18 protein-coding genes are annotated in these 19,181 nt (G+C 58.7%); 12 read left to right on the plus strand and 6 right to left on the minus strand.

Annotated elements, in window-relative coordinates; all coding sequences use genetic code 11:
* Window positions 1-55: 55 nt before the first annotated feature.
* Genes mobB through moaD form a run of 3 tightly spaced genes read left to right on the plus strand, consistent with a single transcriptional unit; the run spans window position 56 to window position 2,075 of the window.
* Window positions 56-589: a molybdopterin-guanine dinucleotide biosynthesis protein B gene (gene mobB, locus B0B52_RS09460; RefSeq protein WP_077593382.1), complete on the plus strand. Its 534-nt coding sequence runs from the start codon at window positions 56-58 to the stop codon at window positions 587-589.
* Window positions 586-1,827, plus strand: a complete 1,242-nt coding sequence (gene glp, locus B0B52_RS09465; RefSeq protein WP_077593383.1) for a gephyrin-like molybdotransferase Glp — start codon at window positions 586-588, stop codon at window positions 1,825-1,827. The genes mobB and glp overlap by 4 nt, the downstream gene beginning before the upstream one ends.
* Entirely contained in the window at window positions 1,824-2,075 is a 252-nt protein-coding gene (moaD, locus tag B0B52_RS09470; protein ID WP_077593384.1) for a molybdopterin converting factor subunit 1, read from the plus strand. Before glp ends, moaD begins: the two co-directional genes overlap by 4 nt.
* Here moaD and dapA read toward each other — a convergent pair.
* Window positions 2,072-2,956: a 4-hydroxy-tetrahydrodipicolinate synthase gene (gene dapA / locus B0B52_RS09475; protein WP_077593567.1), complete on the minus strand. Its 885-nt coding sequence runs from the start codon at window positions 2,954-2,956 to the stop codon at window positions 2,072-2,074. The genes moaD and dapA overlap by 4 nt on opposite strands.
* 285 nt (window positions 2,957-3,241) lie before the next feature.
* Here dapA and B0B52_RS09480 point away from each other — a divergent pair, with 285 nt between their 5' ends.
* Window positions 3,242-3,820: a molybdenum cofactor biosynthesis protein MoaE gene (locus tag B0B52_RS09480; protein ID WP_077593385.1), complete on the plus strand. Its 579-nt coding sequence runs from the start codon at window positions 3,242-3,244 to the stop codon at window positions 3,818-3,820.
* 27 nt (window positions 3,821-3,847) lie between these two features.
* Here the strand turns inward: B0B52_RS09480 and B0B52_RS09485 are convergent, their stop codons facing one another.
* Window positions 3,848-4,342, minus strand: coding sequence for a MarR family winged helix-turn-helix transcriptional regulator (locus B0B52_RS09485; protein WP_077593568.1), 495 nt, complete (start codon window positions 4,340-4,342; stop codon window positions 3,848-3,850).
* Window positions 4,343-4,466: 124 nt separating this feature from the next.
* On the opposite strand from B0B52_RS09485, the gene B0B52_RS09490 reads away from it, so the two are divergent.
* Together B0B52_RS09490 and B0B52_RS09495 are read left to right on the plus strand one after the other, a co-directional pair.
* Window positions 4,467-5,489, plus strand: coding sequence for a tripartite tricarboxylate transporter substrate binding protein (locus tag B0B52_RS09490; RefSeq protein WP_077593386.1), 1,023 nt, complete (start codon window positions 4,467-4,469; stop codon window positions 5,487-5,489).
* Between the two features lie 91 nt (window positions 5,490-5,580).
* Window positions 5,581-6,819, plus strand: coding sequence for a flavin-dependent oxidoreductase (locus B0B52_RS09495; RefSeq protein ID WP_077593387.1), 1,239 nt, complete (start codon window positions 5,581-5,583; stop codon window positions 6,817-6,819).
* Window positions 6,820-6,899: 80 nt separating this feature from the next.
* Here B0B52_RS09495 and B0B52_RS09500 read toward each other — a convergent pair whose 3' ends face one another.
* On the minus strand, window positions 6,900-7,523 hold the full coding sequence (locus B0B52_RS09500) for a hypothetical protein (RefSeq protein ID WP_077593388.1): 624 nt from the start codon (window positions 7,521-7,523) through the stop codon (window positions 6,900-6,902).
* A gap of 211 nt (window positions 7,524-7,734) precedes the next feature.
* On the opposite strand from B0B52_RS09500, the gene clpB reads away from it, so the two are divergent.
* From clpB to B0B52_RS09515, 3 genes are all read left to right on the plus strand, one after another.
* Window positions 7,735-10,335, plus strand: coding sequence for an ATP-dependent chaperone ClpB (gene clpB / locus B0B52_RS09505; RefSeq protein ID WP_077593389.1), 2,601 nt, complete (start codon window positions 7,735-7,737; stop codon window positions 10,333-10,335).
* A gap of 219 nt (window positions 10,336-10,554) precedes the next feature.
* Complete coding sequence (locus B0B52_RS09510) at window positions 10,555-11,049, plus strand: GNAT family N-acetyltransferase (RefSeq protein ID WP_174575483.1); 495 nt, start codon at window positions 10,555-10,557, stop codon at window positions 11,047-11,049.
* A gap of 65 nt (window positions 11,050-11,114) precedes the next feature.
* Window positions 11,115-11,696 carry a trans-aconitate 2-methyltransferase gene (locus B0B52_RS09515; protein WP_077593390.1) on the plus strand — a complete coding sequence of 194 codons (582 nt, stop codon included), beginning with the start codon at window positions 11,115-11,117 and terminating at the stop codon, window positions 11,694-11,696.
* Window positions 11,697-11,756: 60 nt separating this feature from the next.
* Here the strand turns inward: B0B52_RS09515 and B0B52_RS22135 are convergent, their stop codons facing one another.
* Window positions 11,757-11,966, minus strand: coding sequence for a hypothetical protein (locus B0B52_RS22135; protein ID WP_139351882.1), 210 nt, complete (start codon window positions 11,964-11,966; stop codon window positions 11,757-11,759).
* Between the two features lie 528 nt (window positions 11,967-12,494).
* Here B0B52_RS22135 and B0B52_RS09520 point away from each other — a divergent pair.
* On the plus strand, window positions 12,495-14,294 hold the full coding sequence (locus B0B52_RS09520; RefSeq protein WP_077593391.1) for an ankyrin repeat domain-containing protein: 1,800 nt from the start codon (window positions 12,495-12,497) through the stop codon (window positions 14,292-14,294).
* Between the two features lie 29 nt (window positions 14,295-14,323).
* Window positions 14,324-14,656 carry an SMR family transporter gene (locus B0B52_RS09525; protein ID WP_077593392.1) on the plus strand — a complete coding sequence of 111 codons (333 nt, stop codon included), beginning with the start codon at window positions 14,324-14,326 and terminating at the stop codon, window positions 14,654-14,656.
* A 386-nt stretch (window positions 14,657-15,042) separates the two neighbouring features.
* Here the strand turns inward: B0B52_RS09525 and B0B52_RS09530 are convergent, their stop codons facing one another.
* Together B0B52_RS09530 and B0B52_RS09535 are read right to left on the minus strand one after the other, a co-directional pair.
* Window positions 15,043-16,086, minus strand: coding sequence for a DUF4238 domain-containing protein (locus tag B0B52_RS09530; protein ID WP_077593393.1), 1,044 nt, complete (start codon window positions 16,084-16,086; stop codon window positions 15,043-15,045).
* Window positions 16,087-16,545: 459 nt separating this feature from the next.
* Window positions 16,546-18,036: an FRG domain-containing protein gene (locus B0B52_RS09535; protein WP_077593394.1), complete on the minus strand. Its 1,491-nt coding sequence runs from the start codon at window positions 18,034-18,036 to the stop codon at window positions 16,546-16,548.
* A 729-nt stretch (window positions 18,037-18,765) separates the two neighbouring features.
* On the opposite strand from B0B52_RS09535, the gene B0B52_RS22835 reads away from it, so the two are divergent.
* Window positions 18,766-19,140 carry an HNH endonuclease gene (locus B0B52_RS22835; RefSeq protein WP_168173518.1) on the plus strand — a complete coding sequence of 125 codons (375 nt, stop codon included), beginning with the start codon at window positions 18,766-18,768 and terminating at the stop codon, window positions 19,138-19,140.
* The last annotated feature ends 41 nt before the right edge of the window (window positions 19,141-19,181 follow it).

Here is a 19,181-nt window from a genome sequence, read left to right on the forward strand (position 1 = left end):
CGCGGGCGCCACCAGCTATTGAATCAGTAGCAAAACCAGGATCGGTGAACTTGATATGAACGTTGTTGGATTTGCCGGCTTTTCCGGCTCAGGAAAAACAACGCTGGTGGAGGGCCTGATTCCCGCGCTCAAGCAGCGCGGGCTGCGGGTCTCGGTGGTCAAACACGCGCACCATAAATTCGACATCGACCATCCCGGCAAAGACACCTGGCGGCACCGCCAGGCCGGTGCCTTCGAGGTGGTGGTGGCATCGGAAAACCGGCTGGCGCTGATCCGCGAGTTCGAAAAACCCACGGTGCAGTCGGTGCACCACCTGATTGCCGAGCTGTACGAGGGAGTCGACTGGGTGCTGGTGGAAGGCTTCAAGAGCAGCGACCTGCTCAAGGTCGAAGTTTGGCGCGCCGACTCCGGCCAACCCGTGCGTTACCCGGACGACGATTTTGTGGTTGCCATTGCCACCGACTCGCCCGGCCAGCTGCCGCAAGCCACCCTCAGGCCAGTGCTGGATTTGAACAACGTCAATGCCGTGGCAGACTGGCTGGTCGACAATCAGGAACGATTTGTCTACCGCTCCGAGTTGTATGCATGAACACCTCCGCTGCACGCCCACCACTTAAGGCGCTTGACGACGCGCTGGTCGAGCTGCTGGCCTGTGCCACGCCGCTGGGCGGCAAGGAAACCGTGTCCACCTTTGACGCTGACGGCCGCGTGCTGGCCCAGGACGTGGTCTCTGCGCTGCAGGTACCGCCCGAAGACAACAGCTCCATGGACGGTTATGCCGTGCGTAGCACCGAGCTGGCTGACGAGGGCGTGGTGCTGAAGGTCTCGCAGCGCATTCCGGCCGGCAGCGCGGGCAGCGCACTTGAGCCCGGCACCGTCGCGCGCATTTTTACCGGTGCGCCGATTCCCGCAGGCGCCGACGCCGTGGTGATGCAGGAAGACTGCCAGCCGCTGGCCGACCGCGAAGGTTTTGTCCGCATCCAGCAGCTTCCGCGCCCCGGCCAGTGGATACGCCGCGCCGGCGAAGACGTCACGCGCGGCGCCACGGTGCTCTCAAAAGGTGAGCGCCTCACGCCCGCTGCACTTGGGCTCGCGGCCAGTATTGGCATGGACCAGCTGCAGGTGGCCCGGCGGCCGCGTGTGGCGTTGTTTTCTACCGGCGACGAGCTGGTCATGCCCGGCGAAGTTGCACCCGAGCAGATGCGGCCTGGCGCCATCTACAACTCCAACCGTTTCTTTCTGCGCGCCTTGCTGCTGCGCCTGGGTTGCGAGGTGAGTGATCTCGGCATCGTGCCCGACCAGCGCGAGGCCACGCTCGCCGCGCTGCGCAGTGCCAGCCAGAACCACGACCTGATTTTGACCAGCGGCGGCGTGTCCGTTGGCGAAGAAGACCACATCAAGCCCGCCGTGCAGCAGCTCGGCTCGCTGGACCTCTGGCAGATCGCCATGAAGCCCGGCAAGCCTTTTGCCTATGGCCGCGTCGGCAGCGCCCACTTCATGGGCCTGCCCGGCAACCCGGTGTCCAGCTTCCTGACCTTTCTGCTGCTGGTGCAGCCCTTCCTGCTCAGGCTGCAGGACGTGGCGGATGTTGCTACCAAATCCATAGCTGTTCCCGCCCATTTCACCTGGAGCCGGGCCGACAAACGCCGCGAGTTTTTGCGCGTGCGGCGCAATGCCGCGGGCGGGCTGGAGCTGTTTGCCAACCAGAGCTCCGGCGTGCTGACCTCGGCCGTGTGGGGCGACGGCGTGGTGGACAACCCGGCCGGGCAGACCATTGCGCACGGCGACACCGTGCGCTTCATTGCTTTTTCGGAGTGGCTGGCATGAAGATCACCGTCAAATATTTTGCGTCTGTGCGCGAAGCCATCGGGCAGGGCAGTGAGCAGGTCGACACAGCGGCAACCAGCCTGTCCGGCCTGCGTGATGAGCTGATCACGCGTGGCCCGGCCTATGCCCAGGCCCTGGCGCGCGGCAAGTCGGTGCGCATGGCACTCAACCAGGTGATGAGCGACGAGTCGGCAGCCCTGAGCGAAGGCTGCGAGGTCGCCTTCTTCCCGCCGGTGACGGGCGGCTAAGCGACTCCCTCGTCCAGGCGCAGCAGCCGCTCAACCAGCGCAGCAGAAGCCGGTGTCATCGGGCTGCGAAGCCCGTTCTGAAGCAAACCCTGCCGGGCCAACAGCGCCTTGAGCGGACCCGGGTTGGGTTCTGAAAACAAGCCATCAATCAGCGGCAGCAGCGGTGCCCATAAAGCGCTGGCCTGCGCAATCTCGCCCGCTTTCAATAGCGCCAGTACCCGGACAAACCGCTCGGTGTGCACATGCGCGGCAGCGGCAATCGCCCCATGGCCGCCCTGAGACACGGTCGAAAAAATGTTCGCATCTTCACCGGCCAGCACCTGCAGGCGCCGGTCGGCAATCAGGGCCCGCGTCTTGGCCGGGTCGCCGCCGCAGTCCTTGATGGCGCAGATGCGCGGATGGCTGGCCAGCGTGAGCAGGGTGGACAGCTCCAGCGTGCTGCCGGTGCGGTAGGGAATGTCATAAAGAATCAGCGGAACGGCACTGGCGTCAGCCAACGCGGTAAACCATTCGATAAGACCGGCCTGGGACGGGCGGATATAGCTGGGCGCCGGCAACAAGGTGCCGCTGATGCCCAGCGCCCCCAGCGTTTTGATGCGTTCTGCCGTTTTGCCCAGGTGGTAGCCCGACACGCCCATTACTACGGGCAGGCCCGGTGCTTCGGCCATCACCGCTTGCAGCACGTCGATTTGTTCTTCATCGCTCAGCGCTGCGGCTTCGCCGGTGGAGCCGCACACCACCAGCCCGGCGATGCCGCTGGCCCGGTAGTGCACCACCAGGCCCTTCAGGGCAGCGTGGTCAATGTTGTCCCCCTCAAACGGGGTAACGAGTGGAATCCAGAGGCCCGAAAAATCCGGGGCTGATGAGTTTGTGGTCTGCATGAATACCTCCTGAAAAACGACCGGCTTGAAGGCCGCCATCAGAACAAGAGGTGGTACGCGCAGAAAGACCTGGGAAAGGGGCTATTGCAGGTTCCATCGCTCATTCGACGACGGAACCGCAGCCCCGGTCAAATGAGCAACGGTTTTTTCGATTTGCCGGCGCACGCGTCCCGGCCCGGGGCGCCGGTGGGCGTCCAGGGGGTCAGGCGGTTGGTGCGTTCGGTCATGCGTTAAATCTTACCTGCATGTATCACCTTCAGGTAGGTGAGTGGCAAAATTGCAACCATGGCACCTCACCACGTATCTCCCCGCGTACTGATCACGACCGAAGACTTCAACCTTGCCGATGAAGTAGCTGCATTGCGCGCGGGCGACAAGCGGGTGGGTGCGGTGTGCACCTTCACAGGCACCGTGAGGGACAGGAATTTGGCCCCCACGCTTGTCGCTTCGCGTACTGCGCTGCCCCCCGAGGGGGCTGAACTTGCTCGGGGCGGCCCTTCGCTGCGTTCGACGGCTGAAGCTGCCGACGTGCTTTCGATGGAGCTAGAGCACTACCCCGGCATGACCGAAAAAGCCATCGAAGCCATGATCGACGAGGCCATGACGCGCTTCAACATTTTCGGCGTGCGTGTGATCCACCGCGTTGGCCTGCTGCAGCCGCTGGACCAGGTGGTCATGGTGGCCGTGACCTCGGCGCACCGCGGCGAAAGTTTTCAGGCCTGCGAGTTTTTGATGGACTACCTGAAAACCCAGGCGCCGTTCTGGAAAAAAGAGCAAACGCCCGAGGGCGCGCGTTGGGTGGATGCACGCGTCAGTGACGATGCAGCGCTGGCCAAGTGGGGAATCCAGGCCTCCAACGCCTGAGCCAGGAGCCCGGGGCCGCGGAAGAACTCAGTCTGCCGCGTCGGCTTCCTGGCCTGGCGGCACAAAAGCGGCTCGCGCTTCGTTTTCCAGCCCGGTGGTCAGCACCTGCAGTAACTCAACCAACTGGGCGCGCTGCGTCTTGTTCAGCGGCGTCATCAGGCGGTCATACGCGCGGTCGGCGGGTTCTTGCGCCTGCTTCAGCATCTCCCTGCCGGTGGCAGACAAGGTAATGGACAGGTTGCGCCGGTTCGCGGGTGCGGGCACCCGATCAATCAGGCCCCGCGTTTCCAGGCCGCGCAGTACGCGCAGCACGGTGACCTTGTCAAAGCCCAGCGCGCGCGCCAAGCTGGACTGGTCCAAGCCCGGATTGGCCCGAAGCACGCTGAGCACGCCAAATTGAGCGGGCGTCAGCCCCAAGCTGCGGCATTCGTCCTCGAAAACAGCGGCCGATATCTGGTGGGCGCGGCGCAGCAAAAAGCCGGGGCGGGCGTAAAGTTGGGAAAGATTGTGGAAAGCGGGCACGGTGGTCACAGGTTCAGGCGAGTAGAGCGCTATGGAGCGGTAAAGGACGCTAAGGGAATGTAGGGATTGTGCCCTGTTGCTTTTGACGAATAATAGTTAGCATGCAAACCAAAAGGGCGCTTTGATGAAAATCAATATTGACCGCAATCGCCGCGCTGTCTGCACCGTCTTCAGGTGGGCCGTGCTGCTGGTTACCGCAGGGGCGGGTGCTGGCTTGCATGCGCAAGCCAGCCTGCCGGCCCAGCCGTCAGCCTTGCCGCAGGCCCCCATCCGGCTGATTGTTCCTTTCACGCCCGGCACCGGCATTGACCTGATTGCCCGCACCGTCGGCCCCAAATTGTCGGAGCGCCTGGGCCGCCCCGTGGTGGTGGACAACCGCGCCGGCGCCTCCGGCAACATTGGCACCGAAGCGGTGGTGCGTGCCGCGCCCAATGGCAGTACCTTGCTGGTCACGGTCAACACCCTGGTCATGAACGCCAGCCTGTACCCGCAGCTGAGCTTTGACCCGGTGAAAGATTTGATGCCGGTCTCGCTCACCAGCTGGGGCCAGTTGCTGCTGGTGGCGCATCCCAAGGCCGGTTTTCAAACGGCGGCAGAGCTGGTGGCCGCTGCGCGCAAGGCGCCCGGCCGCATCAACTACGGCTCGCCCGGGGTCGGCACACCCCACCATTTGTCGATGGAGCTGTTCAAGTCCACAGCGGGTGTGTTTGTCACGCACATTCCCTACCGCGGCACCGGCCCGGCCTTGACCGACCTGCTGGGCGGCCAGATTGAAACCATGTTTTTGCCCATTCATGTGGCCTTGCCGCATGTGAAGGCGGGCCGCCTGCTGGCGCTGGGCATCGGCAGTGACAAGCGCCACCCTCTGCTTCCAGACGTCCCCACGCTGGCCGAGGCCAAAGCCGGCAACGTGAACGTGGCCATGTGGTACGGTATTTTTGCGCCACCAGGCACGCCGCCTGAACTTGTGGCCCTGTACAACCGCGAGATCCGCAGCATTTTGCAGAGCGACGAAGTCAAGAACGCCTTCCAGACCCAAGGCATGGACCCTATTGGCAGCAGCTCGGCTGAATTCCAGCGCCTGGTTGAAACCGACGCCAAACGCTGGGCCCAGCTGATCAAGGCCCAGGGCATCACCGCGAATTGATCTGCTACGTAATTAATAGCTGCTTGTGCCCGTCGAATAAGGGCTAGAGGCCAGTTTGAGCATTCAAAACGGTACAAACCAAGAGAGAGCCATGAAAATAGCCATCGTTGGCGGCGGTATAGGCGGTTTGAGCCTGGCGCTCGCGCTGCAGCAGCGCGGCATCAAAAGCGAGGTTTTTGAAACCGTGCCTGAAATGCGCGAACTGGGCGTGGGCATCACTTTGCTGCCCCATGCCATGCGCGAGCTGGCGGCGCTGGGCCTGCAAGCGCAGCTGGAGGCGGTGGGCATTGAAAACGAAGAAAGCGTGTTTTACAACCGCTTCGGCCAGTTCATTTACCGCGAGCCGCGCGGCCGCCATGCTGGCTACGCCATGCCCGAGATCGGTCTTCCGCGCGGCAAGCTGCACGGGCTTCTTTACGAGGCAGTGCTTGAGCGCCTGGGCCCGGAAGCTGTGCATACCAACCATCGCTGCACGGGCGTGGAGCAAACCGAGGCAGGCGCCACCCTCCATTTCACGCAAACCAGCAGCGGTATGGCGCTGCCGCCCGTCAAGGCCGATGTGGTGATCGCTTGCGACGGCGTTAACTCCACCGTGCGGCGCCAGTTCTACCCGGAAGAAAAAGTCGCCTTCGCCGGCATCAACACCTGGCGCGGCGTTACCCGGCACAAGCCCATCCTGGGCGGCAAAAGCTACCTGCGTGTGGGCTCCATCGACACCGGCAAGATGGTGATTTACCCCATCGTCGACAAGCAGGGCGGGGAAGAACTCCAGCTCATCAACTGGGTGGCCGAGATCCAGCACGGCGAAGCCGCCATGAACGACTGGAACCGCAAAGGCAAGCTCCAGGATTTTCAGGACATTTTCAAAGACTGGCGCTTTCCCTGGCTGGACGTGCCGGCCCTGATTGCAGGAGCTGAGCAAATTCTTGAATACCCCATGGTCGACAAAGACCCGGTTGCGCAGTGGACCTTTGGGCGGGTGACCCTGCTGGGCGATGCGGCGCACCCCATGTACCCGCGCGGCTCCAACGGTTCGGCCCAAGCCTTGATTGATGCGCGGGTGCTGGCAGAGCAACTGGCGGCCCATGCCGGCGGCGATGCACGGGCTGCGCTGCAGGTTTACGAAAAATTGCGGCTCGATGCCACGGCAAAAATCGTTCTGACCAACCGAACCGTGCCGCCTGACTTCATCAATATCAAGGTCGACGCGCTCAGCGGCGGCAAACCGTTTGACAACATCGACGATTTGATTAGCCAGCAGGAATTGCGCGATATATCCGACCATTACAAGCAGGTCGCCGGCTTTGCGCTGGAGCTTCCCAAAGGCTAAGGGCGGGGCTCCTCCGGATTTTTTCGCAATTCATGCCACCCCACCGTTCGGGCTGAGCTTGTCGAAGGGCGTTCTAGCCGTCAGTTCAGGTATTTGGGCTTGTCGATTTCGACGGCCAACCCGGCGGGCTCCGTCTCTGCCGGCTCCAGGGCGTCGGCCGGGGGCAGGCCCTGCGGTATTGCAGTCAGGGCAGCGGGTACTTCCAGCCAATTGGAGAGTTTGATGCTCTGGTGCAGCAGGTGCAGCAGCCCGTTGCTCAATGGCGGGTCCATGGTGACCTGGAAATTGCGCACGGCTTCTTGGCCTTGCAATTTTTCAAACAGCTGCAGGCGCAGCTGGCCGTTGCCTATGGGGGTAACCTTCACTTCCGTCAGCAGCAGCGGCTCGGGGCCCAGCGGCAGGTCGGCAGGTTGCCCGGCCTGGTCGCGGTAAGGCGTTTCAAAGTCGCCGCTGCGCAAAGACGCTTCTTTCTTGAAGGCTGTCAGCAACTGCCCGCGCTGTTCTTCCAGGCTGGCGGGTGTTTCTGCCGGGGCGGCAATTTTCTGTATTTCGGTGGCCGCGGTCCTGCTGAGTATCGGCAGCAGCGCCAGCGCCAGGCGCCGGGTCAGCAAGGCCCGCAGTTCGCCACCGTCCTTGCCGTTGATACGGATCATCAGGCGGTCTTGCTCCTGGAGGTAACTCACGGAAACCTGGTGGATATTCATGCTTTGATTTTAGAGCTTACTCCAGCGCCAGCATAGGTTTGCCCCGGGGCGGTTTCGATTCTGTTGTTTCCCGTTGCTTGATCTCTGTCAACCGCCCTTATGGCCAGGCGGCGCATAAACAAGGCATAACCCCGCTTACGCTCAGGGCTATTGAAAAGTTACGCCACCAGCCCCAGATCATCTGCAATCAACTCTTCTCTTGAGGGACGCCATGCGCCAGGACAAACTCACCACCAAATTCCAGGAAGCGCTCAGCGACGCACAGTCGCTCGCGCTGGGCAACGACAACGCCTATATCGAGCCGGTTCACCTGCTGGCCGCCATGCTGGGCCAGGAAGACGGCCCGAAAGCGCTGCTGCAGCGCGCCGGTGTCAACGTCGCGGCCCTGCAGTCGGCTGCCGACGCCGCCATCAAGAAGCTGCCTTCCGTGTCGGGCCAGGAGCAAATCCAGGTCGGCCCCGAGCTTGGCAAGCTGCTGCAGGCCACTGAAAAAGAATCCATCAAGCGCAACGACCAATTCATTGCCGGCGAGCTGTTCTTGCTGGCGCTGGCCGACAGCAAAAGCGAGGCAGGCCGCCTGGCCAAGGAAGCCGGGCTGACGCGCAAGGCGTTGGAGTCGGCCATTGACGCGGTGCGCGGCGGGCAGGGCGTGGACAGCCCCGAAGCCGAAGGCCAGCGCGAGGCCCTGAAGAAATACACCATGGACCTGACCGAGCGCGCCCGCCTGGGCAAGCTCGACCCGGTGATTGGCCGCGACGATGAAATCCGCCGCGCCATCCAGGTGCTGCAGCGCCGCACCAAAAACAACCCCGTGCTCATCGGCGAGCCCGGCGTAGGCAAAACTGCCATTGTTGAAGGCCTGGCCCAGCGCATTGTGGCCGGCGAGGTGCCCGAGTCACTCAAGGGCAAACGCGTGCTGAGCCTGGACATGGCCGCGCTGCTGGCCGGTGCCAAGTTCCGAGGCGAATTTGAAGAGCGCCTGAAAACCGTGCTGAAAGAACTCGCCAAGGACGAAGGCCAGACCATTGTCTTCATCGACGAGCTGCACACCATGGTGGGCGCCGGCAAGGCCGAAGGCGCCATGGACGCCGGCAACATGCTCAAGCCCGCGCTGGCGCGGGGCGAGCTGCACTGCGTGGGCGCCACCACGCTTGACGAATACCGCAAGTACATTGAAAAAGACGCTGCGCTTGAGCGCCGCTTCCAGAAAATCCTGGTGGGCGAGCCGACCGTGGAGGCGACGATCGCCATCCTGCGCGGCCTGCAGGAAAAGTACGAAGTGCACCACGGCGTGCAGATCACCGACCCGGCCATCGTGGCCGCGGCCGAGCTCAGCCACCGCTACATCACCGACCGCTTCCTGCCCGACAAGGCGATTGACCTGATCGACGAGGCTGCGGCCAAGATCAAGATCGAGATGGACTCCAAGCCCGAAGTGATGGACCGGCTGGACCGCCGCCTCATCCAGCTGCAGATCGAGCGCGAAGCCGTGCGCCGCGAAAAAGACGAGTCCTCGCAAAAACGCTTTGGCCTGATTGAAGAAGAAATCGCCAAGCTGCAAAAGGAAATCTCCGACCTCGACGAAATCTGGCAGGCCGAAAAAGCGCAGGCGCTCGGCTCCAAAGACGTGATGGAAGAGATCGACCGCATCCGCTTCCAGATCGAGGAGTCCACACGCAAGGGCGACTTCAACAAGGTCGCCGAGCTGCAATACGGCCAGCTGCCGGCGCTTGAAAAGCGGCTCAAAGAAGCGCAAGACAGCGAAGCCAGCAAAGGCAAATCCAACGCGCCCACACTGCTGCGCACCCAGGTCGGCGCCGAAGAAATCGCCGAAGTCGTGGCGCGCGCCACCGGCATTCCGGTCAGCAAACTCATGCAGGGCGAGCGCGACAAGCTGCTGCTCATGGAAGGCAAGCTGCACGAACGCGTTGTGGGGCAAGACGAAGCCATAGGCGCGGTGGCCAACGCCATCCGCCGCTCACGCTCGGGCCTGAGTGATCCGAACCGGCCGACAGGCTCCTTCCTCTTCCTCGGCCCCACCGGCGTCGGCAAAACCGAGCTGTGCAAGGCCCTGGCCGGTTTCCTGTTCGACAGCGAAGATCACCTCATCCGCGTCGACATGAGCGAGTTCATGGAGAAGCACTCGGTCGCCCGCCTCATTGGTGCGCCCCCGGGTTATGTGGGTTACGAAGAAGGCGGCTATCTGACCGAAGCCGTGCGCCGCAAGCCCTACAGCGTGCTGCTGCTCGACGAGGTGGAAAAAGCCCACCCCGATGTTTTCAATGTGCTGCTGCAGGTGCTCGACGACGGCCGCCTGACCGACGGCCAGGGTCGCACCGTGGACTTCAAGAATACCGTCATCGTGATGACCAGCAACATCGGTTCGCCCATCATTCAGACCATGGTCGGCCAGCCGTATGAAGACGTCAAGGAAGCGGTGGAGGGCGAGCTGAAGAACTACTTCCGCCCCGAGTTTTTGAACCGCATCGACGAGACCGTGGTCTTCCACTCTCTCGACGCGAAGAACATCGAGTCCATCGCGCGCATCCAGCTGCGTACGCTGATCGAGCGTCTGCAGAAGATGGACCTGAACATGGAGGTGTCGGAAGCAGCGATTGCCGAACTGGCCAAGGTCGGCTTCGACCCGGTGTTCGGCGCCCGGCCGCTCAAGCGCGCGATCCAGCAGCGTATCGAGAACCCGCTATCCAAGCTGCTGCTCGAAGGCCGTTTCCTGCCCAAGAGCACGATCCCGGTCGATGTGGACCCTGTGCGCGAACCCGGCGTGTTCAAGTTCGACCGCACCACGCACTGAACCCTCATTGAACCGCACGGGAGGCGCGGGTTGCTATTGAATCAGTAGCTGCTTGCGCCCGTCGAATAAGGGCTAATGGCCTGTTTGATGCATAAAAACCTCTAAAACCCGCTTTTGCGCATGCAAAAGCGGGTTTTCTTTTGGGCGAGTGGCTCGCACAGCGGTCACCCGGTTGGGTTTTCATATCGGCGTTAAGCTGCTGGCATTTCTGGTGAGGAGATGAAAGTGACGCTGTCGATAAGGAAAGCAACTTCAGAAGACGAAGACGGTCTATGGAAAATCCTGGAGCCCATCATCCGCGCGGGCGAAACCTACGACTTCCCACGCGATACCAACCGGCAAGATGCCCTTGGGGCCTGGCTGGCGCCCGACAACCAGTGTTTTGTTGCCTGCGAGGGCGAGAGGCTTCTGGGCACCTATGTGCTGCACCCCAACCGCAAGGGCGGCGGGGCGCATGTGGCCAACTGCGGCTACATGACCGCAAGTGATGCCAACGGCAAAGGAGTGGCACGCGCCATGTGCGCGCACTCGCTTGAAGTTGCCCGCGCAGAAGGTTTCCGCGCCATGCAGTTCAACTTCGTCATCGCAAGCAACCATCGGGCCGTCAAGCTCTGGACAGGAATGGGCTTTGAGACTGTGGGCCGGGTGCCGGAGGCATTTCTTCACCCTGTGCACGGGTACGTCGACGCACTGGTGATGTATCAGCGGCTGTAAAGTCACGCCATGCTTCGTGACTTCAGTCCGCACTTCTTGCGGGACATATCGAAAGCGTCTAAAAAATGTTCACCGACCCCTGGCTCAACCGATGGCTTCCCCTTGTGCGCGAGCGCGCGGGCTCGGGCACCGTGCTTGAGATTGGTTGCGGCCACGGAGACGACACGGCTGTCCTTTCCGGCGCCGGGTTGAAGGTTCACGCTTTTGATCTGTCCAGTATTGCAGCCGGCATTGCGAAGCTTCGTGTACCCGCGGCGGTGGTGGAGTGCCGGGACGTTCGGGAGCCGTTCCCCGAAGTGGCAAGGGAGCTGGGAGTCGTCGTCGCCAGCCTGTCGATTCATTATTTTTCCTGGGCCGAGACGCAAGCCCTGGTAGAGCGCATCCGTTCAACCTTGCGTCCGGGCGGCGTCTTTCTCTGCCGCCTCAACTCCGACCAGGACCACAACTTTGGCGCCAGCGGACACCCGGAAATCGAGCCCAATTTCTTCATGGTCAAGGGCGAGCCCAAACGCTTCTTCAATGAAGCCGCAATCAATTCACTCTTTGCAGAAGGCTGGAACACGCTTTCGCTTGAGCACTTTGTCACCAAGAAGTACGTCAGGCCCAAAGCCCTTTGGGAAGTTGTCCTGGAGCGCACGGACGCCTGAGCTTTAGTAGGCGGACATTCTGGTGGGTCAGTTTTCGACGGAATTCAACAGTGAGACCCATCAAAAGAGTGTTTTGATGATGACGACACCTGATATAAATAAGAAGACGCCCCCAACGCAAAAATCGGCGACTTTCTTGGATTCACTGGACCAATCTTGAAAGACGCGTGTGACACCAAATTGCGCTGACTTGCCATGCGCGCGGTTGTAGAAATAAATTCCCGTATAGACCGCATATAAGACGTAACAGACATAAACAGCAATTGGCATTTGACGATCATTTTCTTGCTAAATTGAGACGCTTTCTCACCAATATCGATTCGCCTTAGTTGGTTCTCGCAAGAATATGGGCGATCAATACAGACGTCCAGTGAGTGACAGTCGACGCACCGATAAACGCCATGAACAGCAAAAAGCCCGCCGCAAATCTTGCGGGGGTGCGACGACTCGGTCACTTACAGATTCGTTCGCACTGATGTCTCCGTTTCTAAATTGAATTGTGACGGCCGCGTTCCGTGGAGCTCGACTAAAAATTTAACTCGCCACAAGCTACCGATGACGTTGCATGTTCGCCGACCGTCGTCATCCTAGCAGTCCTCCATGAGCCCAAACCAGCCGGGAAACGGGTTTAACTTGAGCACCGGCAATGGGCGATTACTGACATTTACAGCGGGTCCGCAGTTGTCCCGAAGTTGGTGTCGATTGGGCGTAAGCTACGCGGCGACTTCGGAATTATCAACAAGCCCCGATTTATGAGCTCTATACCCAGCCAGGAGCAGGACAAGGAGTTCCAAACGTATGACAACTTTACTCGGTTCGATTTATAGCAATGAGGTTGACCTCGTTGAAAAGGTTAAATCCTATATTGCTCAGGGAGACGACATTAACAGGGTCACCGAGTATGGTGAGTCTGCGCTTCGAGTTGCTTCCAACTATGGTCGATTTGACGTCGTTGCAGTGCTGCTCAATGCCTCAGCAGATAGGGATCAGCTCGCATGGAGTAGCACGATTTACGAAGTTGTCTATGGCACACATACCAGCATCAAGAAATCGGTTAAGAAAAATGACGACCTTGAGTCAATTGACTATTGGAAGCGAACACCTTTTTTGATTGCGGTTCAGCTTGGCGACACTGAGAAAGCCCAGTTATTGTTAGACCTAGGCGCCAACCGATTGGCTACAGGGCGATGCGGTAAGACGCCAATGCAGTATGCCGTTCAACACAATAATGTGGCGATGCTGAATTGGCTGGTGGATCAAGGATTCGACATTGAATCCACGGATGAATTCCTAGATACGCCTTTGATAGCGGCCGCCTCGCAAGGTATGGTTGACTGCGCGATATTTCTAATTCAATGTGGGGCGGATATTCATAAGGCCAATCACATTCCGGAGCGGCCAATTGAAGTTGCAGCGAATATGGAAGTTGTGCGCCTATTGGTGAGCCATGGAGCTGACATCAACGACATCAACGTGGAGATGCACGCCAGATTGCTCGGGGTAGAGCATGATTCAGAACCGGAAGTTTCGTCAGATGACTATGTCGCAGGGAGAAGCCGTCGTTTCGGCGTTAGAAACCCGGAAGAAATTGAAAACCCGTTCTGGCTTTCAATGGTTCGTTCAGGGGCTTCTGCTTGGAAGGCGAGTCGGAAATTCGCAGACTCAGGCAACAGAGAACGCCTACCAGTGTGGTGCTACCAGCGATTCGGAAGGTCCACCACCATTCTGGACGATGGTCGCATCATAGAAATCGCTGGCGAACACGAGGACTACTACGACCCAGACTTTTGCATTTATAACGATGTGACCGAATTCAACGCAGATGGGTCGATCCGCATATTTGGATATCCAGAGCAGGTTTTTCGTCCGACTGACTTTCATACCGCCACACGGATTGATGATGCCATTCTCATCGTTGGTTGTCTTGGTTACCCAGAAGATCGGCAGTTTGGGCGTACGCCGGTCTATCGTTTGAATATCACAAACTTTGAAATTCAAGAGGTTGAAACCAGTGGCGATCATCCTGGGTGGATTCACAGACACAAAGCCAAGCTCGATGGACGAGGCCGCATCATTGTTTCAGGAGGAGAAATCGAGCGAGGTTTGAATGCACTACCTCTCGAAAACATCGATGAATGGGCACTTGACCTCACGACTTGGGTGTGGACGCGCAGCACAGATCGTCGTTGGCCACAATGGACATTTGCGCGACTCGACCGAAAACAGAATCACTTGTGGCAGATTCGACAGGCACTCTGGACTCGCAATGCTAATTGGAAGGAAGATTTTCAGAACGATATGCGGCGACTTTCTGAAAGTTTGGGCCATGAACCTGACCTCGACGCCGTAGCATCAATTTACCGGGTAGATGGACTTACATCCAATGCTCCGATAAAGAATGGTGAAGACAAAATTCTCAAGGTTTATGTGGATGGCGTTGCCATTCGCATGAAAGAGAATCATTGGCTTGTTCAGGTTATGGTGGAGGGGGAATTGCCTGAAGCAAAGCTGAAAGCATTTAAGGAGGGCGTTCTTGCTAATCTCACCCGCTTGGAAGGCGTAGCTTGGGAAGTCGACAAGCTTGGTGGCGAAGAATGATCTTGAAGTTCTCGTATCTGGAGAACGCAATGAACAGCCGGATTTATCTTTTCGTGACCATCATTGCGGAGGTGATTGCTACATCGGCGCTGAAAGCGAGCGACGGCTTCCGCAAGTTGTGGCCGGCTCTTGTGGTCATTGCCGGCTACGGCACATCATTTTTCTTCCTGTCGCTCACCCTGCGCCACATTCCCGTCGGAGTGGCCTACGCCATCTGGTCGGGTGTCGGGGTTGTCCTGATTTCAGCCGTGGGCTGGCTGCTCTTCAATCAGAAGCTTGATATGCCTGCGATTGTTGGAATGGGGCTGATTGTTTCTGGGGTGGTGGTGCTTAATGTGTTTTCTAAGGCTGCTGCGCACTAGCCGCTTCGGCGGCTTTCAATCACCGCTATTTCAGACCCCTGATCTGTCATTCCGGACTCGATCCGCAATCCATGCCTCCGCACTTGAAGAGCGAGGCAGGGCGACCGCAGGGCACTAGACGCTATTGAATCAGTAGCTGCTTGCGTTTGTTCTATAAGGGCTGTAGGCCAATTTGATGCAAAAGAAACTTGAAAACCCGCTCTTGCGCAGGCGAGAGGCGGATTTCTTTTATGAGGGTGAATTTTCGTTGCTAGCGACAATATGTACTTATCGATAGTCAGCCGCTACGAATGCTTTCGGCCGAAAACGGCCAGTAGCGGACGTCGACCAATGGCTGAGTACGGGCAGACTCTGAAGGTGTGGCTAGCTCCGCGTCAACGAAGAAACTAGACCGGTACATTGGGCCGCTTGCCCAAGCCCTTGATGAACACGGCAGATACTTTTCCGCCAGATGGGACTCCAATACCGACATCTACACGGGGCGACCAACGTGTTCCCGTCAAGTTAAGCGGTGAGGTTGTCTCGTGCAGCCGATCAGCACTGCTGCCGAACACGTAGCGATAGCAGTCAGCAGCAACTGCGGCATTGAAACGCTTGACTTGCTCTGGTCGTACATCGACATGGCGCATGCGGCACTCGTCCCCATTCATGACCAGCGCCGCAGTGCGTGATAGGGGAAAGAGAACGTGAGTGTGAAGCGACCCGTAGCCAAGCGGCAGATGTTCCGTATCGGGTAAGGGTGACAAAACGACCGGGGAATCTGAGGTTATGTATTCGGAACCACCGGGCGCGTGTACAACAATCCAGTCTCTTTCGAATAGCGTCCGGGCCACGGTGTCCCATGTCTTGAGCGCAGTAGCGCGCGCCGTTTCGTTCGGAACATTGATGCGAAAGTGGTTACCGCTGACCATTTCAAACAACTTCGCCGCTAGCCTGCGCAGCTCTGCCTCGCCTGTGTCGGCAGGCTTTGACTCCTTGAGCAGTTTGTACGCTGCGGCCTCGCTCGACACCGTGAGCTTCAACTTCGCATGCTCGGCCTTTTCGCGAACGATACGGGACTCCTCAAGGGCCGCCGGAGTTCGAATCGCATGCATTGCAACGAACAATGCAAGGTACTCGCGATCCTCGAAACTAAGAGGCGATCTACAGACAGCAGATTTCAATGCAGTTCCGGCGCGACTCTCCACGATTTCGAACAAGGCTTCGAGTTCGAATCGCTGCCGATCGCTGTGATCAAAGAAGGTGTATGGATGCTCAAGGGTTGCGGTTTTCTTTGGCGTCAAGGAATCGATGGCGTTGTTGACTCGGTCATACACAGCCACGCGCCGGTTCTCGGCGAAACCCTTCAAATAGAACTTTGATACGTAGTGCTGCCGCACCGGGCCATCTAGCAACGGCTGCCGCTCTGCAAGACGATCGAATGCGTTCATGCATGTAATTTTATATAGCGATAAATGCTCATGCAAGACGGTACAGCACACGCAGCGTTCGCCACTGTATGTTGTGTCGAAAAGGCACCGACGGCAGTTTCATTTGCTCAACAATTGACCGCTTTCCGGAAACTAACTTCGGTCGAGTGAGATTCCGCTATGGGCCCAAAGCGGCTGTACGGCCCGTTCCAAAGCTGAGCCCTACGCTGCCGGCAGCAGTCAATGCCCATACATCGGACCGTAATCATCTAGCTTGTAGCCAAGCTGCCCGACACCAAAGGTCTTATGCCAACGTCGAAGAGGCGAGATTTCCCATGAGGTCGAGACTGGCGCCGAAAAATCACCCGAGAAAGTACATTGCGGCCAAAATGCATGCTCCGAACGACTTATCGTCACTAGCTGGTCGGCAAGCGTGAGAAGAAGTTTTGTTTTGACGCCTTCTTTGGACGTTTCCTCGCCTTAATGTGCAACGTAGGTCGCAGGATACCGGCGACCTACACTTGAGAATCCTGCATTCTGCAAAGCTGCAAGCACAGGGTCTTCCGATGCTGACGGAACCAGAAATCTCTTTTGGTCAGGGTCTTTGAGGGCAAATTCGGGTGACAGTCGTAGCTTTAATCCCAAATAGCGGGCGCAATAGTTGCGCGCCAAATTTCCCGCACCGCCCAGGAGCCCGCAGGACTGCCGTTGAGGACGTAATGCAAGGTCGGGCGGCAGTATTGAGCTAAGCCGCAGAAATGGGTGAGCTCCCTCGACCAATGGAAATACGAAGATGGTCGGCCATTCAGCAGGGTTCTCTCCGGTCCACTTGGGACTCGAGAAAATCCACTCGCCGTCTTTCATTTGTGCGCACTTGTTAGTTGCGAACCAAGCGGCGGTCAGATGGGCGCTAGTTATGTCCAGGTATGCGGACGGCGCCCCGTACTGCTGAAGCAGCAATCCGCGTTGAAACGTCGTCAGCCCAACGTCGGGGAGTGCGTGGTGATTTCGCTCAGAGAAGTTGCTGTGCAAGTGATTGGTTTCCGGCAAAAGGGCCTGTGCGGCGTCAACCCATTCGGACAACTCAAGAAGCAATTCGTCATAACTGGTGATTGTTTCAAGATGCTCGTCGTACCGACGATACAGCGACGGTGTGAAGTCAGATTCGGGAACGTTGGAATAGGGTGTCAAGCCGAGCTTTAGGAGGCCGTCACGATTTGGAGTTTGATAGTCTCTTGATTGACCTCGAAACCATAGTTCGAGGTTGGGCACTTTCTTCGACGCCTCTGTGAGTTCGGAAACAATCTCTTCAAGGTGCGATTGAGAGCGAACAAGAATCTCGGGTGCGATGCTTCTCTCCCAGTCGCTGCGAGCAGGAGGCAGGAGCCCGTTGAATACATGTCTCGCCGAAAGTACCCCGCCAGAGAGCATGTTGTCGGGCCTTTTTGTCCATAGATTGGTTCTCAGGTCAAGTGGCATAGAGTTGAGCCTAGACTGCCAAAAGTCGATTGCGAAGCAGTGGTTGCCAAACGTTCCATCCTGGCGGATGAAAAAGCCAAAACCATACTGAGGGTCAAGTGCGTAGAGCGGAGCAGGGTTGCGCCACGCGGCGGCAGCGGCATCTGAGTGGGGCGAGTAGGCCGACAACATCCGAAGCGAGAGAAGTGAGAGCTTCGTTTTGGCGGCGTCGAGCCCTTGTCCACGTAGGCCAGCTAGCTTGGATAGTTCCGAGTTGATTCTCGATGGTGGTACCGGGTGAGGAGGCTCTAGGCTCAATGCTGTCTTCTCAAAAGCGTTGGATAGCCCGAAGTCTCGGATGACTTTCGCTATCTCCGTGAAGTACGAGGCCCTCATGGCCTGCTCTCGATGAAGAGATGGATAGCGGCTTTTGGCCTCCCTGTTGCTCGACCAAGATGCTGCCGCGCGGAGGGCTTCTTTAATAGCTTCGGACGACTTGTTAAAAACTTCCATTCGGCTTGTTTCTTCTCAGAAAAGTTACGGGCGCAAAGTTGAAGCTCAAACCCGGCAATCGTTCTTCAGATGCCTTTTCGGAACGCAGTACGGAACGTCGGCTTCTGGCCGATAGCCGTCATCGTATCAGCGGTGGACCTGGTCGAAGCAATCGCTAGCCTCACACACGCATTTTTGCAATGCCCAATGCCTCCCCTAATTGGAGGAGGCTCTAAGGACATGGATGCTGTGGCACCATTGACGCAAGGGGGTGCGCATGCACGAACGGCTGTTGGTTGGATTGCTGAACCATCCATGGATCTTTACTGCTCTTGGTCAAGCCTTGCTTGGCTTGGGGAGCGCTATGGCGGTCCTAGGGCTACGCGTGGGACGCCTCGGTCGGCGAGTCGAGCGCATCTTTGGCCGGCATGGGCTAGAGGGTCCTGATGTGATGAGCGCGCTCCCTTGGTGGATGCGCATGCTGACGCCAGAGACAATCGGAGATTGGACAGTAGTGGCGATCATATTGGCCACTGGTGCCTACTTGATCTACCTCGGAAAGTGGGCCAGGAGACAGTTGCGGGGATAGACGGAGGACGCTGAATTTTGTAGACTACCTCCGTTCAGGATATGCAGCCCCTGACCGTCCTAGGCTAAGCCTAGGCATCGCCGATACGGATGACCGTCGGTGCCCGACTGGAGCGTGATGCGTCACCGGGAATTTGCTTGTTAACCCAAGTGGAATTCCCTATGAATGTCAAAAGGCATAAACGTCTCATCCAGCTTCGACGCGAAGCCTTCTTAGCTCAAAACTGCCAGTGCTTCTATTGCCGGCTCCGCATCTGGGAGCGAGGCGGTAGGCAGCTAGCCAAAGAATTAGGCATACCCATCCGGCTTGCCAAGCACCTTCGCTGTACGGCCGAGCACCTCAAGCCTCAGGCCAAGGGCGGCCCCGATACCCCTGAGAACGTTGTCGCGGCTTGTGCTTGGTGCAATAGTCACCGCCATGCCGGCCGAGCCCAGCATGCACCCGAACCTTCGGCCTATCGGGCCGAGGTCACCGAGTGCATGAAGACGGGTGGTTGGCATCCGGCGGGCCTAGCTGCGGTGCCGCCTGCTTGCTGATGACGATTGCAAAGACGGACATGTGAAGCCGGCACGGTCAC

It is taken from the genome of Polaromonas sp. A23 (genome assembly GCF_002001015.1).
Classification (GTDB): domain Bacteria; phylum Pseudomonadota; class Gammaproteobacteria; order Burkholderiales; family Burkholderiaceae_C; genus Polaromonas.

What these genes read in the sequence shown, in the direction of transcription:
- mobB (WP_077593382.1), top strand. Translation starts at nt 56, where the DNA reads ATGAACGTTGTTGGATTTGCCGGCTTTTCCGGCTCAGGAAAAACAACG.
- glp (WP_077593383.1), top strand. Translation starts at nt 586, where the DNA reads ATGAACACCTCCGCTGCACGCCCACCACTTAAGGCGCTTGACGACGCG.
- moaD (WP_077593384.1), top strand. Translation starts at nt 1,824, where the DNA reads ATGAAGATCACCGTCAAATATTTTGCGTCTGTGCGCGAAGCCATCGGG.
- dapA (WP_077593567.1), bottom strand. Translation starts at nt 2,956, where the DNA reads ATGCAGACCACAAACTCATCAGCCCCGGATTTTTCGGGCCTCTGGATT.
- B0B52_RS09480 (WP_077593385.1), top strand. Translation starts at nt 3,242, where the DNA reads ATGGCACCTCACCACGTATCTCCCCGCGTACTGATCACGACCGAAGAC.
- B0B52_RS09490 (WP_077593386.1), top strand. Translation starts at nt 4,467, where the DNA reads ATGAAAATCAATATTGACCGCAATCGCCGCGCTGTCTGCACCGTCTTC.
- B0B52_RS09495 (WP_077593387.1), top strand. Translation starts at nt 5,581, where the DNA reads ATGAAAATAGCCATCGTTGGCGGCGGTATAGGCGGTTTGAGCCTGGCG.
- B0B52_RS09500 (WP_077593388.1), bottom strand. Translation starts at nt 7,523, where the DNA reads ATGAATATCCACCAGGTTTCCGTGAGTTACCTCCAGGAGCAAGACCGC.
- clpB (WP_077593389.1), top strand. Translation starts at nt 7,735, where the DNA reads ATGCGCCAGGACAAACTCACCACCAAATTCCAGGAAGCGCTCAGCGAC.
- B0B52_RS09510 (WP_174575483.1), top strand. Translation starts at nt 10,555, where the DNA reads ATGAAAGTGACGCTGTCGATAAGGAAAGCAACTTCAGAAGACGAAGAC.
- B0B52_RS09515 (WP_077593390.1), top strand. Translation starts at nt 11,115, where the DNA reads ATGTTCACCGACCCCTGGCTCAACCGATGGCTTCCCCTTGTGCGCGAG.
- B0B52_RS22135 (WP_139351882.1), bottom strand. Translation starts at nt 11,966, where the DNA reads ATGCCAATTGCTGTTTATGTCTGTTACGTCTTATATGCGGTCTATACG.
- B0B52_RS09520 (WP_077593391.1), top strand. Translation starts at nt 12,495, where the DNA reads ATGACAACTTTACTCGGTTCGATTTATAGCAATGAGGTTGACCTCGTT.
- B0B52_RS09525 (WP_077593392.1), top strand. Translation starts at nt 14,324, where the DNA reads ATGAACAGCCGGATTTATCTTTTCGTGACCATCATTGCGGAGGTGATT.
- B0B52_RS09530 (WP_077593393.1), bottom strand. Translation starts at nt 16,086, where the DNA reads ATGAACGCATTCGATCGTCTTGCAGAGCGGCAGCCGTTGCTAGATGGC.
- B0B52_RS09535 (WP_077593394.1), bottom strand. Translation starts at nt 18,036, where the DNA reads ATGGAAGTTTTTAACAAGTCGTCCGAAGCTATTAAAGAAGCCCTCCGC.
- B0B52_RS22835 (WP_168173518.1), top strand. Translation starts at nt 18,766, where the DNA reads ATGAATGTCAAAAGGCATAAACGTCTCATCCAGCTTCGACGCGAAGCC.